Annotated in this window: 15 protein-coding genes; 9 read left to right on the top strand and 6 right to left on the bottom strand. The window is 60.5% G+C overall.

Annotated features, from left to right (window positions below; all coding sequences use genetic code 11):
- Window positions 1–7: 7 nt before the first annotated feature.
- From dut to BAR1_RS14915, 5 genes are all read left to right on the top strand, one after another.
- Window positions 8–517 carry a dUTP diphosphatase gene (dut, locus tag BAR1_RS14935; RefSeq protein WP_118943765.1) on the top strand — a complete coding sequence of 170 codons (510 nt, stop codon included), beginning with the start codon at window positions 8–10 and terminating at the stop codon, window positions 515–517.
- Window positions 518–537: 20 nt separating this feature from the next.
- A complete protein-coding gene (locus BAR1_RS14930; RefSeq protein WP_118944503.1) occupies window positions 538–1,569 on the top strand; it encodes a HesA/MoeB/ThiF family protein in 1,032 nt (343 codons plus the stop codon).
- 70 nt (window positions 1,570–1,639) lie between these two features.
- The gene (locus BAR1_RS14925) at window positions 1,640–2,434 is read left to right on the top strand and encodes a transporter substrate-binding domain-containing protein (protein WP_118943764.1); all 795 of its coding nucleotides are present in this window, start codon (window positions 1,640–1,642) and stop codon (window positions 2,432–2,434) included.
- Between the two features lie 53 nt (window positions 2,435–2,487).
- Window positions 2,488–3,282 (top strand): amino acid ABC transporter permease, encoded by a 795-nt coding sequence (locus tag BAR1_RS14920; protein WP_118943763.1) that lies wholly within the window; start codon window positions 2,488–2,490, stop codon window positions 3,280–3,282.
- A gap of 55 nt (window positions 3,283–3,337) precedes the next feature.
- The gene (locus BAR1_RS14915; RefSeq protein WP_118943762.1) at window positions 3,338–5,350 is read left to right on the top strand and encodes a M3 family metallopeptidase; all 2,013 of its coding nucleotides are present in this window, start codon (window positions 3,338–3,340) and stop codon (window positions 5,348–5,350) included.
- Here the strand turns inward: BAR1_RS14915 and BAR1_RS14910 are convergent.
- On the bottom strand, window positions 5,340–5,849 hold the full coding sequence (locus BAR1_RS14910) for an SH3 domain-containing protein (RefSeq protein ID WP_194295036.1): 510 nt from the start codon (window positions 5,847–5,849) through the stop codon (window positions 5,340–5,342). The genes BAR1_RS14915 and BAR1_RS14910 overlap by 11 nt on opposite strands.
- Before the next feature lie 143 nt (window positions 5,850–5,992).
- Between BAR1_RS14910 and BAR1_RS14905 the strand changes: the two genes are divergently transcribed.
- Window positions 5,993–6,979, top strand: a complete 987-nt coding sequence (locus BAR1_RS14905; protein WP_118943760.1) for a 2-hydroxyacid dehydrogenase — start codon at window positions 5,993–5,995, stop codon at window positions 6,977–6,979.
- Window positions 6,980–7,233: 254 nt separating this feature from the next.
- Here BAR1_RS14905 and BAR1_RS14900 read toward each other — a convergent pair whose 3' ends face one another.
- A complete protein-coding gene (locus BAR1_RS14900; protein ID WP_118943759.1) occupies window positions 7,234–7,701 on the bottom strand; it encodes an Lrp/AsnC family transcriptional regulator in 468 nt (155 codons plus the stop codon).
- Window positions 7,702–7,827: 126 nt separating this feature from the next.
- Here BAR1_RS14900 and BAR1_RS14895 point away from each other — a divergent pair, with 126 nt between their 5' ends.
- Complete coding sequence (locus BAR1_RS14895; protein ID WP_118944502.1) at window positions 7,828–10,191, top strand: 1-deoxy-D-xylulose-5-phosphate synthase N-terminal domain-containing protein; 2,364 nt, start codon at window positions 7,828–7,830, stop codon at window positions 10,189–10,191.
- Between the two features lie 3 nt (window positions 10,192–10,194).
- Here the strand turns inward: BAR1_RS14895 and BAR1_RS14890 are convergent, their stop codons facing one another.
- Window positions 10,195–11,328, bottom strand: a complete 1,134-nt coding sequence (locus BAR1_RS14890) for an alkane 1-monooxygenase (RefSeq protein WP_118943758.1) — start codon at window positions 11,326–11,328, stop codon at window positions 10,195–10,197.
- Between the two features lie 57 nt (window positions 11,329–11,385).
- A complete protein-coding gene (gene mutY / locus BAR1_RS14885; protein WP_407681518.1) occupies window positions 11,386–12,441 on the bottom strand; it encodes an A/G-specific adenine glycosylase in 1,056 nt (351 codons plus the stop codon).
- An 82-nt stretch (window positions 12,442–12,523) separates the two neighbouring features.
- Between mutY and BAR1_RS14880 the strand changes: the two genes are divergently transcribed.
- Entirely contained in the window at window positions 12,524–13,048 is a 525-nt protein-coding gene (locus BAR1_RS14880; RefSeq protein WP_228408566.1) for a DUF721 domain-containing protein, read from the top strand.
- A 14-nt stretch (window positions 13,049–13,062) separates the two neighbouring features.
- A complete protein-coding gene (locus BAR1_RS14875) occupies window positions 13,063–13,746 on the top strand; it encodes a DsbA family protein (protein WP_118943755.1) in 684 nt (227 codons plus the stop codon).
- A gap of 2 nt (window positions 13,747–13,748) precedes the next feature.
- Here BAR1_RS14875 and lpxK read toward each other — a convergent pair whose 3' ends face one another.
- Together lpxK and BAR1_RS14865 are read right to left on the bottom strand one after the other, a co-directional pair.
- Window positions 13,749–14,741 carry a tetraacyldisaccharide 4'-kinase gene (gene lpxK, locus BAR1_RS14870; RefSeq protein ID WP_118943754.1) on the bottom strand — a complete coding sequence of 331 codons (993 nt, stop codon included), beginning with the start codon at window positions 14,739–14,741 and terminating at the stop codon, window positions 13,749–13,751.
- Window positions 14,741–15,994, bottom strand: coding sequence for a 3-deoxy-D-manno-octulosonic acid transferase (locus BAR1_RS14865; protein ID WP_118943753.1), 1,254 nt, complete (start codon window positions 15,992–15,994; stop codon window positions 14,741–14,743). Before BAR1_RS14865 ends, lpxK begins: the two co-directional genes overlap by 1 nt.
- Between the last annotated feature and the right edge of the window lie 6 nt (window positions 15,995–16,000).

Below are 16,000 nucleotides of genomic sequence, written 5' to 3'. Positions count from 1 at the left end.
AGTTTCCATGCGCTTCGCGCGAGGATATTTATGGAACAAAGATGGGGATGGCGGTGTGGTAACTGTAAGCTTTGCGTGGCTTGAAGGGGCGGATCGGGCGCTGGGGTTGCCGTCTTATGAAACGGCGGGTGCCGCGGGGGCTGATTTGCGGGCGAATTTTCCGGCAGGCGAGCGCGGCGGGCTGGTGATCGAAGCCGGTGCGCGGGCATTGGTGCCCACAGGGTTGAGGCTGGAAATACCGCAGGGCTACGAGGTGCAGATCAGGCCGCGGTCGGGGCTGGCGTTGAAGCACGGCATCACCCTGCCCAACAGTCCGGGCACGATTGACAGTGATTATCGCGGGCCGTTGGGGGTGATCCTGCTGAACGCGGGGGATAGGCCCTTTGTCGTGAACCACGGTGACAGGATTGCCCAGATGGTGGTGGCCCCTGTCGTGCAGGCGCGGTTTGAACTGGTCACGGAACTGAGTAACACCGCGCGTGGCGAAGGTGGCTTTGGGTCAACGGGGCGCGGTTAGTGGGCGTTGTTCTGGCGTTGATGGCGGGCTTGTGGGGCTTGGGCGCGGTGATGAAGGTGGCCCCTTCAAGGCGCTGGTTCCTGATCGGGCTGGTTTACGCGGCGGTGGTGATCGCGCATCTGGTGTTGCCCGATGGTGCACCCTTGCGCGCGGCCACCGGTGGAACGGTGCGGCCATGGCTGATTTTGGGTGGAATTCTGGCGGTAGTGGTTGCGTATCGCGCCGTTCTGCGTCAGCTTCGCGTCAAAGCCAATGACAGAGTTGCCGAGATGACTGATGCCACCCCCAAGCCTACATTTTCCAATGTCGAACTGGATCGTTACGCCCGCCACATCATGTTACGCGAAATTGGCGGGGCGGGGCAGAAGAAGCTGAAAAACGCCCGTGTGCTGGTGATCGGCGCCGGCGGTCTGGGCTCGCCTGTGTTGCTGTATCTGGCGGCGGCGGGTGTGGGGACGATCGGCGTGGTGGATGATGATGCGGTGGACAATTCCAACCTGCAACGTCAGGTAATCCACCGCGATGCCGACATCGGCATGCCCAAGGTATTTTCCGCCGAGGCTGCGATGAAGGCGCAAAACCCGAAGGTCGGGGTGCGCCCCTATCACCGGCGGCTGGATCAGGACAACGCGGCCGAACTGTTTTCGGACTATGATCTGGTGCTGGACGGGACCGACAATTTCGATACCCGCTATCTGGTGAACCGCACCTGCGTGGCGCTGGGCCTGCCGCTGATTGCCGGCGCGATAACCCAGTGGGAAGGGCAGATCAGCGTCTATCATCCGGCCAAAGGCGCGCCCTGTTATCAATGCGTTTTCCCCGAGGCCCCCGCCGCCGGACTGGCGCCGAGTTGCGCCGAGGCCGGTGTAGTCGGCCCGCTGCCCGGTGTGATAGGCACGATGATGGCGGTTGAGGCCGTGAAGGAGATCACAGGGGCCGGCACGCCGCTGAAAGGCGAGATGCTGATCTATGATGCGCTTTATGCGGAAAGCCGTAAAATCGGGGTCAAGCCGCGCCCAGATTGCCCTGTTTGCGGCGGGAAAGGGGTTTAATTTCCTTGCCTTGGGCAACGGATTAACCATACTCGCGATCAATGTATAACAAATTCCGGGGGATTCCTGCATGAAACTTTTTGCATCCATTGCCGCTGCTGCTACGGTGGCTTTTTCAACACTTGCCATGGCGGGCGGCCATCTGCCCGATCTGGGCGGAAAAGAGGTGGTTGTGGTCACCGAAAACGCCTATCCGCCGCTGCAATTTATGGACCCGGCGTCGGGCGAGGCGATCGGCTGGGAATATGATGCCATGGCCGAGATTGCCAAGCGGATCAACATCAAGGTGACTTATGAAAACATCAGCTGGGACGCGATGATTCCGGCGGTGTCGGAAGGCCAGTTTGATCTGGGCATGACCGGAATCACCATCCGTGATGACCGCAAGGAAAAGGTGGATTTTTCCGACCCCTACATGCGCAGCGAAATGGTGATGATGGTGCGCGGTGACGAGGACCGGTTCACCGATGCCAAAAATTTTGCGGCCAATGACGATCTGCTGATGGCGGCACAGCCCGGCACCACGCCGTTCTATGTGGGGGTTTACGAGGTGCTGGACGGCAATGAATCCAACCCGCGTATCAAGCTGTTCGAAACATTCGGCGCAACAGTTCAGGCGCTGAAAACCGGTGATGTCGATCTGGTGCTGACCGATGGCACAGCGGGGGCCGGATATGTAGATGCCTCGGGCGGCGGGCTGAAGATCATTGGCGACAAGCTGGGCACCGAGGATTTCGGCTTCATCTTCCCCAAAGGCTCGGATCTGGTGGGGCCGGTCAATGCCGCGATTGCCGATATGAAGGCCGACGGCACCATTGATGCGCTGAATAAAAAATGGTTTCTTGATTACAAAATGGGCGGCTGAACGCCTGAAATAAAAGGATTGCCCCGGCCAGTTGTGCCGGGGCTTTTTGATTAATGATTACACCCCCTTCCCAAGACAAGGATTTCCCCTATTGGCTGGTTCTGGCCGGTGGGCTGGGCGCCTATCTGATGTATCGCGTGGTTGCGGATGATCTGTATGCGCAGGTGCTAAGCACCCTGTCGCGCGGCATCGGTATGACGATATTCGTGACCTTGGTGGCCTTTGCGCTGGCCTCGTTCTTCGGGCTGTTGCTGGCGGTCGGCACCATGTCGCGGTTCATCGTTTTCAGGCAATTGGCACGGTTTTATATCGAAATCATCCGTGGCATCCCGATGATCGTGCTGCTGTTGTATGTGGCCTTTGTGTTCGGCCCCGCGCTGGTGCATTTCTGGAACTGGATTGCCGAGGGGCTGGGGTTTGACCCGATCCGCACGCGGGATTTTTCGCTGATGTGGCGGGCAATCATTGCGCTGATGATCGGCTATTCCGCCTTTATCGCCGAGGTATTTCGCGCCGGTCTGCTGTCGGTGGACGAGGGTCAGATCGAGGCATCAAAAGCGTTGGGATTGAGTGGTTGGCACCGCTTCCGGTTTATCGTTTTCCCGCAAGCGTTCCGGACTATCATGCCGCCGCTTGGCAATGATTTCATTGCGATGATCAAGGATTCATCGCTGGTGTCGGTGCTGGGGGTTTCGGATATTGCACAGCTGGGCAAGGTGACAGCGGCCGGTAATTTCCGCTATTTCGAAACCTATAATGTGGTGGCCCTGCTGTATCTGGTGATGACGGTTTCCCTGTCTCTTCTGCTGCGGCGGCTGGAACGGCGGATGCGGTCTAAATACCCGTAAGGGCTGGACCTTGCTTTGTGGTGGTTCTAGCGTGGCGGGCAAAGGAGATTCCCCCATGACCAACCCGCTATTGTCCCGCTGGGACACGCCGTTTCAACTGCCCCCCTTTGCCGGTATTAAGGACGATGATTTCGCGCCGGCATTCGATGCTGCGATGGAGGAGGCGCGGGAAAATATCGCGGCGATTGCCGGCAATGCGGACGCGCCGACATTTGAAAATACTATTGAGGCGCTGGAACTGGCAGAGGACTCTCTGGGACGTGTTTTGTCGGTGTTCTACAATCTGGCGGGCGCGGATAGCACCGAAAAGCGGGAGGAGTTGCAGCGGGATTTCTCGCCGAAACTGGCCGCCTATTCGTCGGAAATCAGCATGAACGAGGCATTGTTCCAGCGGGTCGAAACCCTGTGGAAACAACGCGCCGATCTGGACCTGACAAAGGAACAGGCGCGGGTTCTGATGCTGCACCGGCGCGGGTTTGTGCGGGCCGGGGCACAGTTGCAAGGGGCGGCGCGGGACAGGTTGAAAGAGGTGCTGGAACGGCTGGCGGTTCTGGGCACGCAGTTCAGCCAGAACCTGTTGGCGGATGAACGGGACTGGTTCATGCAACTTGGGCCGGAGGATCTGGACGGTCTGCCCGCTTTCCTGCTGGATGCGGCCAAAGGGGCAGCGGCGGAAAAGGGTGTTAAGGGCCATGTGATCACCTTGTCGCGATCCCTGATCACGCCATTTTTGCAATTCTCGGCCCGCCGTGATTTGCGACAAAAGGCCTATGAAGCCTTTGTTGCGCGTGGTGCCAATGGCGGCAAAACCGACAACCGCGCCATCGCCGCCGAAACGCTCGCGTTGCGGCAGGAGCGGGCGGAATTGCTGGGCTATGCGGATTTCGCCTCCTACAAGCTGGAAACCGAGATGGCCAAGACACCCGAAGCGGTGCGCGATTTGCTGATGCAGGTCTGGGAACCTGCCAAAGCGGCGGCCAACCGTGATGCGGAAATTCTGACCGATATGATGCACGCCGATGGCGTGAACGGCGAGTTGGAGGCCTGGGACTGGCGCTATTATTCCGAAAATCGCCGCAAGGCCGAGCATGATCTGGACGAAGCCGAGATCAAACCCTACCTGCAACTGGACCGGATGATCGAGGCAGCTTTTGACAGCGCCAACCGCCTGTTCGGGCTGGAATTTACCCCGCTGGATGTGCCGCTGTATCACGAGGACGCCCGCGCCTGGGAGGTGACACGGGACGGCAAGCATCTGGCGGTATTCATCGGCGATTATTTCGCCCGTGGCTCGAAACGCTCGGGCGCGTGGTGTTCGGCGATGCGCAGCCAGCGCAAACTGGGCGGGGATGTGCGCCCGATCGTGGTGAATGTCTGCAATTTTACCAAGGGCGATCCGGCATTGTTGTCGTTTGACGATGCCCGCACGCTGTTTCACGAATTCGGCCATGCGCTGCACCAGATGCTGTCGGATGTGACCTATGAATCCGTGTCCGGCACGTCGGTGGCGCGGGATTTTGTGGAACTGCCCAGCCAACTGTACGAACACTGGCTGGAAGTGCCCGAAGTGTTGCAAAAATTCGCAACCCACGCCGAAACCGGCGAGGCGATGCCTGCGGACCTGTTGCAGCGCCTGCTCGCGGCGGGGACTTATGACATGGGGTTTTCGACCGTGGAATATGTGGCCTCGGCGCTGGTTGATCTGGAGTTCCATAGCGGTGCGGCTCCGGCTGATCCGATGGTCAAACAGGCCGGGGTTCTGGACAGCATCGGCATGCCCCGCGCCATCCGCATGCGCCACGCCACGCCGCAATTCGCGCATGTGTTTTCCGGCGACGGCTATTCCAGCGCCTACTACAGCTATATGTGGAGCGAGGTGATGGACGCCGATGCGTTCGAGGCCTTCGAGGACGCGGGCGGCGCTTTTGATCCCGGGATGGCGAAACGGCTGGAGAAGCACATCCTGTCGGCTGGCGGTTCACGCGACCCCGAGGAATTATACACCGCATTTCGCGGGCGGATGCCGGGGGTTAAGGCGCTGTTAAAGGGACGGGGGCTTATTCCCTGATCTCGTCCGGTTTCACGCCCCATAGCCCCGATTTGCGCGCCCAGCCGCGCTGGCCGTCCACACTTAAGCGGCACCAGTCGATAGTGCATTTCCCCAGCCGTGCGATCACGCCCATTTCCAGACGGGCGTTTTCCCGTGATTTGGGGTCGGGGCGGGCGTAAAGGGTCAGCAAATCTTCCTCGACGATCACGGTGCGCACACCGGACAGCAGCGAATAATGCACCCAGCCGCCTTGGTCATCGCGGTCGCGCACACGGCGCCAGTGGCCGTATTCGGCGATGATTTCAAGCGGCATGCTGCGGTGTTTGAACACCCAGTCGATACGGTGGGTCAGACTGGGGCCACGGCGCACGTTGCCCTCGGCCGCCTTGAGCGACACAAAGCGCGGGATCGGCAGGTTGGTGACCGGGCCGCGTTCGCCACCCTCTCCAACGGTGTCGGCATGGCCAATACCCGCCAAACTGCTGGCGAAAACGATTGCGATGATGATTGCGAACATGCGCAAAGGGAAAATCCTGCCCATCTTTACCCGATACCTTGCCTTTTTTGCCTTTGAACCATGCGGGGTTCTTGTGCCCCGTCGATTGTTGCGCCACTCTACGACCAAATCTGCGTCAAAGAAAGATATTAAGGGAGTGCATCATGCCCGCTGAACGATTGAGTGTTGTTGTAACGCGACGGTTGCCCGAGGTTGTCGAAACCCGGATGAAGGAATTGTTCGATGTGGAACTGCGCGAATCCGATGCCCCGATGAGCCGCGATGAAATCGTCGCGGCGATGAAACGGGCCGATGTTCTGGTGCCTACCCTGACCGATACGATTGATGCGGCGATGCTGTCACAGGCGGGGGACAAGCTGCGGCTGATCGCCAATTACGGTGCGGGGATTGACCATATCGATGTGCAGACCGCCCGCCAGCTCGGGGTGCTGGTATCGAACACCCCCGGTGTCGTGACCGAGGACACCGCCGATATGACGATGGCGTTGATATTGGCGGTGACGCGGCGGATTCCCGAGGGGCTGGCCCTGATGCAATCCGGCGACTGGCAGGGCTGGTCCCCGACCGCGATGCTGGGCGGGCGTCTGGGTGGCCGGCGGCTGGGTATTCTGGGTATGGGCCGGATCGGGCAGGCGGTGGCGCGACGCGCAGCGGCCTTCGGGATGCAGGTGCATTACCACAACCGCCACCGGTTACATGCCGATATCGAATCCGAGCTGGAAGCGACCTATTGGGAAAGTCTGGACCAGATGGTCGCGCGGATGGACATTATTTCGATCAATTGCCCGCATACGCCCAGCACCTTCCATCTGATGAATGCACGGCGTCTGAAGCTGATGAAGAACAATGCGGTGATCGTCAATACCTCGCGCGGGGAAGTGATCGACGAAAACGCCCTGACGCGGATGCTGCGGGCCGGTGAAATTGCCGGTGCGGGGCTGGATGTGTTCGAGGGCGGGGCCGATATCAACCCGCGTTTGCAGGCATTGAAAAATGTGGTTCTGTTGCCGCATATGGGGTCGGCCACGGTCGAGGGGCGCGCCGAGATGGGCGAGAAGGTGATCATCAACATCAAGACATTTGCCGATGGCCACCGCCCGCCCGATCAGGTGGTTCCGGCGATGCTGTAGCTGTTTTCTTTGAAAGTGACCTATGCAAATTGAACCAACGCGCAAAAATGGCAGCGCCCGACCTGGAGGGTGCGTGGCGCAACATGTTCCACTTGCCGGACGGGTTACGTAAATCATTTATCTATCAATCAGGTGCAACGCCGCGTAGCGCCCTCCGTGGGGAGGTCGGGCGCTGTCATTTTTGCAAAATGACGGGTGCAAGGGGATAGGTTTGCTTTCCGCAGCTATCATTTGAAGATTTCGGGGGCGTTCCTTTATGGGGTGCGCGCCAGACCGGATTTGACACGTCGCAACGGGATCGAGGATTCAAGCGAGGCAACGCCGGGGATTTTGGTCAGTTTGCCGGTCATGAACTGTTCGAAATCCGCCAACCCGCGTGTAGCGATGCGCAGCAGGTAATCGCGATTGCCGGTCATCAGCCAGCAATCCACCACTTCGGGAAATTCCTTGATGCTGGCCTCGAACACGGCCAATGCTTCGTCCACCTGTTTGTCCAACTGGACCGAGACAAACACAGACACCCCGAACCCCAGTAATGTTTCGTCGATCAGGGCGCTGTAGCCGTGGATCACGCCCGCATCTTCCAGCTTTTTCACCCGCCGCGAAACCGGCGTCGCACTTAGGCCGACGGTCTGGGCCAGTTCCTGCACGGACATGCGGCCGTCCAGCTGCAAAGCCCTGAGGATTTTCACGTCAAATTCGTCAATGTTGGGGGTATTCACTACGATATATTCCTTATGCAGGGATTTAACCCAAGGAATACCTGTTCATGGGGTGAAATAGCAAGGACACACTATCGGCCAAACCGGTATAATCCGGCAACCCCCGCAATCATGGATTCCGAACAAATGACCACATCCCACCTGAAAACCATCGAACAACGTCTGCTTTGGCTGTCGCACTGGATGATCCACCACGCCAACCACATCCGCCCGAAAGAGGACGCGATCAAACTGGGCGGGCATCAGGCCTCGTCCGCGTCGATGGTGTCAATTATGACGGCGCTCTATTTCAGCGCGCTGCGGCCACAGGACAGGGTGGCGGTGAAACCCCATGCCTCGCCGGTCTTTCATGCGATGCAATATCTGATGGGCAACCTGCCGCTGGAAAAGATGCGGAACTTTCGCGGCTTTGGTGGCGTGCAAAGCTATCCCAGCCGCACCAAGGATGTGGATGATGTGGATTTCTCGACCGGCTCGGTCGGGTTGGGGGTGGCGATGACATCCTTTGCGGCGATCATTCAGGATTACATCAAGGCCAAGGACTGGGGCCGTGATCTGCCGATGGGCCGGATGGTGGCGCTGGTGGGGGATGCGGAACTGGACGAGGGCAATGTTTACGAGGCCTTGCAGGAGGGGTGGAAAAACGATCTGCGCAATGTCTGGTGGGTGATTGATTATAACCGCCAGTCGCTGGACGGGATCGTGCGCGAGGGGCTGTTTTCGCGGATCGAAAAGATATTCGATGCCTTCGGCTGGGATGTGGTGCGGGTGAAATACGGCAGTTTGCAGCGGGCGGCGTTTCGCGAAAAGGGCGGCGAGGCATTGCGCGACTGGATCGACAACTGCCCCAACCAGATGTATTCGGCGCTGACCTATATGGGCGGGGCTGTGTGGCGGCAGCGATTGCTGGATGATCGGGGCGATCAGGGGGACGTCACGGCGCTGATTGAATCGCGCAGTGATGCGGAACTGGCCGCGCTGATGGAGAACCTTGGCGGCAATTGCGTGGAAACCATGAGCGAGGTTTTCGCCAGCATCGATCACGACCGGCCGGTCTGTTTTCTGGCCTATACGGTCAAGGGCTGGGGCACGCCGATTGCCGGACACAAGGACAACCACGGCGGGCTGATGACCAACGCGCAGATGGCGGATTGGCAAAAACACATGGGGGTGCCCGAGGGGCAGGAGTGGGAGCCGTTCGCCACGGTTCCGGACGTGCCCGCCTTGCAAGGGTTTCTGGATCAGGCGCCGTTTTTCGCCAAGGGCCGGCGGCGTTTCCATGATGACGCTGTACCGGTGCCCGATATTGCGCTGGCCACGGGGCGCGAGATGTCGACGCAGATGGGTTTTGGCAAGATCATGGACGATCTGGCGCGCGGGGACAGCAAGCTGGCGCAGCGGATCGTCACCACCTCGCCCGATGTGACGGGCACCACCAACCTTGGCCCCTGGGTGAACCGGCGCAAACTGTTTGCCCGCCAGCCACTGGAAGATACCTTTCGCGCCGAAAACATCCCCTCAACCGCCAAATGGGATTTCGCGCCCGAGGGCCAGCATATCGAACTGGGTATCGCCGAGATGAACCTGTTTTTGCTGCTGGGCGCGGCGGGGCTGTCGCACAGCCTGTTTGGCAAACGCCTGCTGCCGGTTGGCACGCTGTATGACCCCTTCGTGTGCCGTGGTCTGGATGCGCTGAACTATGCCTGCTATCAGGACGCCCGTTTCATTGTGGTGGGCACCCCGTCGGGGATCACCCTGTCGCCCGAAGGGGGTGCGCATCAATCGGTGGGCACGCCGCTGATCGGCATGTCGCAGGATGGCCTTGCCGCGTTCGAGCCTGCCTTTGTCGATGAGCTGGCGGTGATCATGCAATGGGCCTTTGAATATATGCAAAAGGACGGCGAGCCGGATCCGGACGAGCGCACATGGCTGCGCGATGAAACCGGCGGCTCGGTTTATCTGCGCCTGTCCACCAATCCGCTGGAACAGCCCGGAAAACGGGTGGATCAGGATTTCAGGCAGGGGGCCATCGACGGGGCCTACTGGCTGCGCAAACCGGGGCCGAATTGCGAGGTTGTGATTGCCTATCAGGGGGTTGTCGCCCCCGAAGCGATCAAGGCGGCCGGTATCATTGGCGGCGGGCGGCGTGATGTCGGGGTGCTGGCGGTGACATCGGCGGACCGGTTGAACGCGGGCTGGACGGCGGCGCAACGGGCGCGCTCGCGCGGGCAGGCGGCGGCGCGGGGGCATATCGAAACCCTGATGGCGGACCTGCCGCCGCATTGCAGGATTGTCACGGTGATTGACGGGCATCCGGCCACTCTGGCGTGGCTGGGGGCGGTGCAGGGGCACCGGACAATCCCGCTGGGGGTCGAGCACTTCGGCCAGACCGGCACGATTGGCGATCTGTACCACCACTACGGTATTGATGCGGCGGCGATTGTGGAAAAGGTGAACGGGCTGACATCGGGGCGGGTACTGGATATTTGACCCCTAGCGCGGTAGCGGCGTGGTGCCCTTTTTATACGGCTCCCAGTCGGTGATTTCGGGATAATACATCGCCCGCCATTGGCGCACGCGCGGGTTCATGCGGCGGCGCCACAGGTGGGGCATCATCGCCAGCGCCGTCATCAGGGGATAGCCGCGTGGCAGTTGCGGCGCGTCTGCTTCGGAATAGGTTTGCAACAGCGGGAACCGGCGGGCCGGTTTGTAGTGGTGGTCGGAATGGCGTTGCAGGTTGATCAGCAACCAGTTCGAGGCGGTATGCGCCGCGTTCCATGAATGGTGCGGTTTGACGTGCTCATACTGCCCGTCACCCAGATGTTTGCGGGTTAATCCGTAGTGTTCGACATAGTTGGTCAGCTCCAGATACCAGATGGCGATGAACGCCTGGAACAGGAAGAACCCGACACCGGCCCAGCCGCCCAGATACCACGCCAGAACCAGCGCCGCTGCTTGCAGAACCGCATAGCGCCAGAACGGGTTGGAGGGGTGGAACGCTCCCAGCCCCTTGCGGGCCAGCATTCTGCTTTCGGCCTGCCATGCCGAGGCGGGGCATTCGCGCAGCACGCGTGGGAAAAACTGATGAAACCCCTCATTATAGCGCGCGGTCACCGCATCGCGCGGGGTGCCGACATAGATGTGATGCACCAGCAGGTGTTCGCTGCGGAAATGGCTGTAAAGCACTGTGGCCAGCAGCAGATCGGCCAGCCAGCGTTCCAGACGGGTTTTCTGGTGCATCAATTCATGCGCATAGACAATGCCGGTGCTGCCCGAAACCGCGCCAACGCCGTAGAACAGAACGATCTTTTCCAGCAGGGACAGGTGGGTGGTATTCGCCGTCCACCAGATCATGCCAAAGATCAGTGCAAACTGGATCGGGAACCAGATCAGCGTGACCAGGCGGTACCAGAACAGGTCGGCCTCGTCTGTTTCTGTATCGGGGTTGTTTTCGTTCAGACCCAGCAGCGCGTCCAGAACCGAGGCCGCCGTCCAGCCGTAAAACGCCAGCAGAACCGTCCACCTGCCGCCATAAATCGCGCCGACAAGGGCCAGCGGCACGGCGCCCAGCGATATCCAGAACGGCAACGCGGATGCGGGTTTTGCGACCTGACTGATACTGGTCATACATGTCTCCATCACTCTGGCGCGTTTGGGGTATCTAGGCACAGGTTGGCTGGGAACTCAATCCGCTATCAGGCGATCCTTGGCCAGATCATAGGCTTTGCGCATGACGGTCGGCAGGTCATCGGGGCTGAATTGGTCGGCGGGCAGGAACTGGCCTGTATCGGGGGTTTCATCGGCAACGGTGGCCATTTGAACGGTTAGCCGCAGGTGGAAGTGGGTAAAGGTGTGGCGCACTTCGGCGGGCAGTGTTTGCCAGTCGGCATTCAGCGGTGGTTGTGCGATAGGCTTCGCCCCCCATTCCGCGCCGGGCCAGCCCAGCATCCCGCCTAACAACCCTTTGTCGGGGCGGCGTTCCAGCAGCCATGCACCATCGTTGCGGCGCGCGATATAGGCAATGCCATAGCGGGTGGGTTTGCGGGTTTTCGGCGCGCGTTTGGGCAGGTCGGCGGCGGTGCCATTGACGCGGGCCTTGCAGGCGGACGACCACGGGCAAAGCCCGCAAGCGGGGGATTTCGGGGTGCAGATGGTGGCGCCCAAATCCATTACGGCCTGGGCATAATCGCCTGCACGGTCTTGCGGGGTCAGGATGGCGGCAAGGGCCGTCAATTCCGGTTTGGCCACGGGCAGGGGCGTATGCACATCATACAGTCGCGCCATTACCCGTTCGATATTGCCATCCACCACGGTTTCGCTGTGGCCATAGGCAATCGCGGCGATGGCGGCGGCGGTGTAGGGGCCGATACCGGGCAGGGATAGCAACCCGTCGCGGGTCTCGGGGAAGACCCCGCCATGATCGGCCACCACCATGCGGGCGCATTTCAACAGGTTGCGGGCGCGGGCGTAATAGCCCAGACCGGCCCATTGCCCCATCACCTCGGCATCCTTGGCCGCTGCCAGATCGTGAACGGTGGGCCAGCGGGTGGTGAAGGCGTGGAAATATTTGACAACTGCGGTGACGGTGGTTTGCTGCAACATCACCTCGGACAGCCAGATGTGATAGGGATCGGGCAACATGCCAACACGCGATTCGTCCGGCGGCACCCGCCACGGCAGGGCGCGGGCGTGGGTGTCATACCAGCCCAGCAAAGCATCGCTTAATTCCATCTCACGCAAACTTTATCTGCCCTTTTGTGCTATTGTTCTGGCACCCTGCCCCAACCTGTCTAGAATAGCCGCGAGCCAACGGAAAGACGATGTGAAACAAACAACCGGATATAAACAGCGAAGATACGGCAACAAGGGGTTTCAACGCACCTCGAGCCTGCTGCGCGAGCGTATCCGCACCGCCGGCGAATCGCGGGGCTTTGCCGTCAGCCGTCTGTTGACCCACTGGCCGGAAATCGTGGGCGAGGATATTGCCCGCATGGCCCGCCCCGTGCATGTAAAATATGGTCGCGACACCCTTGGCGCGACATTGACCATCCTGACCACAGGTGCGCAGGCCCCGATGCTGGAAATGCAAAAGGAACAGCTGCGCGAGCGGGTGAATGCCTGTTACGGCTACAGCGCGATTGCCAAGGTGCGTATCACCCAGACGGCGCCGGTCGGATTTGCCGAAGGGCAGGCGCAATTTGCCCCCGCCCCCAAGGCCAATCCGGCCCTGCCAACCCCCGAAACCAAACAGGCCGCCCGCAAGGTGGCAGAACCGATCGCGGATGACGGTTTGCGCGACGCTCTTGCAGCGCTGGGTGCAAACATTATATCCCGTAATGAACATTAAAAAGAGGATTGTCTATGAAACGCAGGGTATTCATCGGAACAGGTGCATTGGCTTTGGCCGGAGGCGGGGCATATTGGTTGAACTCCAATAACGCGCTACCAGGCACAACAGCCGATGCCGGATTTGGCGCGGCCATGGCCGAAACCACGGACGAGATTGATACATCCAGCGTTGTCGAAATGGCGATGGGGGACAAGGACGCACCGGTGACGGTGGTTGAATATGCCAGCTTTACCTGTCCGCATTGCGCGACTTTCCATCAAAACGTGCTGCCCGGGATCAAGAAAAACTACATTGATACCGGCAAGGTGCGTTTCATTTTCCGCGAAGCCTATTTTGACAAATACGGCCTGTGGGCCAGCCTGATGGCGCGTTGCGGTGGCGAAATGCGTTATTTCGGGATCACCGATATTTTGATGGAAGACCAGAAGGCATGGCTGGGCGAAGGCGATCCGGCGGCTGTGGTCGATAACCTGCGCAAAGTTGGCCTGACAGCGGGCATGACCAACGAACAGCTGGACGCCTGTTTCAGCGACGAGGACAATGTGAAAACCCTTGTGTCGTGGTACCAGCAGAATTTCACCCGCGACAACATGGATTCAACCCCGTCGTTTCTGATTCAGGGCGAGAAGTATTCCAACATGAGCTATGAGGATTTCTCGGCAGCTCTGGATGCGAAGCTGGCCGAAGCCGAGTAGGCCTATCGGGTAACGGCTGCGAGCGCGGCATCGAACGCGCTCCAGTCGGCGATTTCCAGACGCACCGGCAATGTCACCACCTCGGCGCGAAAATCGGCGGGCAGGCGCACGGCGTCTTTTTCGGTGGTGACCATGATCGCGCCCAGTGCCTTGGCCTCGAAGGCCAGACGTTTCATCAGGGCGGCGGTCAGGGGCTGGTGATCGCTTAGGGCTTCGGCGTGCAGCAGATCAGCGCCAAGCCCGCGCAGGGTGGCAAAGAATTTGGCCGGATGGCCGATACCGGCAAAGGCCAGCACGGGCTGGTTCTGCCACTCAATCCCGGTTTGTAGCGGGGCCAGACGGCCAGTCAGATGTGGCAGGTTGATTTTATCACCCCACGCCTGCCGAAACGCGGCTTGTTGGGATTCACCGCCAATGGATACCAGAATATCGGCGCGGGCCAGCCCCGTGGCAACCGGCTCGCGCAGGGGGCCGGCGGGCAGCACGCGGCCATTGCCAAACCCGATGGCGGCATCCACCACCACGACGGAAATATCCTTGTGCAGGGCGGGGTTCTGGAACCCGTCATCCAGCACAATAATACCGGCGCCCGCATCCACAGCGGCTTTGGCCCCTGCGGCGCGGTCCTTGGCCACCCATGTGGGGGCAAAGGCTGCCAGAAGCAAAGGCTCGTCGCCGGTTTCAGCGGCGATGTGGCGGGTCTCGTCCACCTGGGCCGGTCCCTGCAAGGAGCCGCCATAACCGCGCGTCACCACATGCGGGGTGTGGCCAGCGGCTTGCAGACGTTGCACGATGGCGATGGCAGTCGGGGTTTTGCCGGTGCCGCCCGCATTGATATTGCCAACACAGATCACCGGCACTGGCGCATGGTATTGCGCCGGTTGCGCCACACGTTTGGCTGTGGCTTTGGCATAGATCGTGCCCAGCGGTGACAGCAGGCGGGCCATCAGTGCGGGGCGGTTTGCGGGGGTGAACCAGAAGCGGGGGGGCTGCATTATTTCTCCTCGGCTTTGGCAAGGGTTTGCAGGATCAGGCCGACCGTATGGTCAACGGCCTCGGCGCCGCTGGTGGATATGGCCCAGCCCGCATGGGCCATCGCGGCGGCAATGTCGGGGGCCAGCAATTCTTGCAGATTGGTGGCCAGATGGGCGGCATCACGCACCTCGCGGGCGGCACCGGCGGTGTCAAGACGGGCATAGCCGGTGCGGTAGGAGTCGACAAACGGGCCATGCAGGATGGCCGATCCCAGCGCCGAAGCCTCGAACGGGGAACAGCCCTTGCCACCCTTGACCAGTGAATTGCCCATGAAGCAAACAGGTGCAAGCCGTAGCCACAGGCCCAGTTCATCCGGTGTATCCGCGATGTAAATCTGGATATGTTCGTCCGGATCCTGCCCTTTTGAGCGCTGGGCGACCAGCCAGTCGTCCTTGGTCAGGCTTTCTGCCAATGCGTCCCCGCTGGCACTGTCCATAGGCGAGATGACCAGCAACAGGCGGTGTGACAGGCGACTGGCGGCACGATGGGCGGTGGCGACGATAGGGCCTTCGCCATCGACTGTTTTTACGGCCAGCCAGACAGGCCGGGCCGCCAGCAGGGCCGCCATATCATCGCGATCCCTGTCATCGCAAAACAGGGTTGTCGTGCCTTCCTCAAGCAGGCCGCAGGCTTGGGTTTTTTCGGGAATTGCCCCTTGCCGGACCAGCCGCCGGACGACTTCGGGTTTGCCAACAAGGATACGGTCAAACAGGGCCAGCAGGGCGATGATCATCCCGGTTTTCCATCGTTTGCGCCCGTCGATACGGGCGCGGCAGCGGGCGTCGACCATCATCATCGGCAAATTGCGGACGTGGGTTTCCACCAGCAAAGCCGGGCGCAGGGTGGATCCGGCCCAAATGCCGATTGTCGGCTGCCAGTGATCCAGAAATCCGGCCACATGTTGCGGGGTGTCAGCGGGGGCAGGCAGATGCAGGCAGGGCTGATCGCAACTGTCCTGAAACCGCAGATCGACCGGTGTGTTTTCCGGTGTTGTCACCAGAAAGGAAACATCATTACGCTCGGCCGCCAATGCGCGGATCAGTTCCTGCACCGGCGAGATTTCTTCGGCGTTGGAGGCATGTAGCCAGACCAGTTGCCCGGCGGGTCGGGCAAGGCGTTTTTGGGCGGTATCACCATGGGCCTGTTGTTCCTGCAAAGCCCGCGCACCGGCGCGTTTTGCATTCGCAAGATAGATTTTCAGGCCAAGGGACATCGGGAC

This window comes from Profundibacter amoris (assembly GCF_003544895.1).
GTDB classification, from domain to species: domain Bacteria; phylum Pseudomonadota; class Alphaproteobacteria; order Rhodobacterales; family Rhodobacteraceae; genus Profundibacter; species Profundibacter amoris.
Note: the sequence above shows the minus strand (reverse complement) of the source record. Positions and strands in the feature narration are given on the sequence as shown.